Origin of the sequence: Lyngbya sp. CCY1209 (assembly GCF_035615495.1) — a bacterium.
GTDB lineage: Bacteria > Cyanobacteriota > Cyanobacteriia > Cyanobacteriales > Microcoleaceae > Limnospira.
This window is the reverse complement of the sequence record NZ_JAJENU010000343.1, coordinates 1-973: the sequence shown is the minus strand read 5'-3', so window position 1 is coordinate 973 and position 973 is coordinate 1. Positions and strand designations below refer to the sequence as shown.

The following is a 973-nucleotide window of genomic DNA, read 5'->3' as shown; positions in this document are numbered from 1 at the left end:
AGTGGCGGTGCAGCAGTTGGAGGTTTTTGTAATCATCCTTTCCGCCGAGGCATCTAGGGATGATGTGGTCGGTCTCCACTTGGTCTTCAATAGTGAAGTGCTGTCCGCACCATTTGCATTTGCCTTTCTGGTCTTTCATCAGTCGGGCTTCTTGGTTCGGGATTTCTGCTGATTTCCCTCTCCTCGTTGCCCAGTAGACCCAATTTCCGTCATACGTCGATGCGTCTGGTCTGACCAGCGTGTGGTAGACAATGGGAGTCCAAGCGTGTTTCTGGAGTCGCAGACCATCCTTGGTTTGGAAAATCCACTTGTCCTTCCTTTCATTCCCGCTGCTCAGTTTTGCCATTCCTGTTCGGTAATACTTTCTGAGCGTTTTGTATTTGGCATTTCCGCATCGTGATACTATCCATGCCCGCAATTGTTGCCAGAGTATATCATCCAGTTTATTGAAAATCTCCGAGGAGACTACTCCTGAATAGTACCTTGCCCATCCAGTGATGATGGGGTTGAGATGTTTAATCAGGGAGGCTTGAGGTGCTGTTTTGTGTTTCTTAATCACCTCTTTCACCATTTCAATGTGGGCTTTGATTGATTCCTTATCTGGTTTGATGTGGGTCTTGAAGCCTAGTAGGTTCCCATGTCCACTTTTACCGGATGTATGTTTTCCTTTTGGATATTGCCTGATATTGAATCCTAGAAAGTTGAAACCAGGTTGGACTTTTTCTCCGTCAACTTCAATTTCTCGAAGTGTGTGGCAGATTCTTGTCTTTTCTGGTTTGAGTCTGAGTCCAATGGGCTTTAACCATGAGGAAATGGCAATCTTGCACTGTTCAATGATTTCGAGTTTTGGTGATATGACTACGAAATCATCGGCGTATCTGACGACCGTTGCTTTAATCTTCTGTTTCTTTTTGTTAGGGAAGATTTTGTTGATGTGCCTCACCATTCCATCCAGTGCGATGTTGGCGAGGAG

At 45.4% G+C, this 973-nt stretch carries 1 protein-coding gene; it reads right to left on the bottom strand.

Features of this window, described 5'->3' with window-relative positions:
- A partial coding sequence (locus LKE08_RS09670) for a group II intron maturase-specific domain-containing protein (protein ID WP_324704012.1) occupies positions 1-973 on the bottom strand: 973 nt, incomplete at both ends.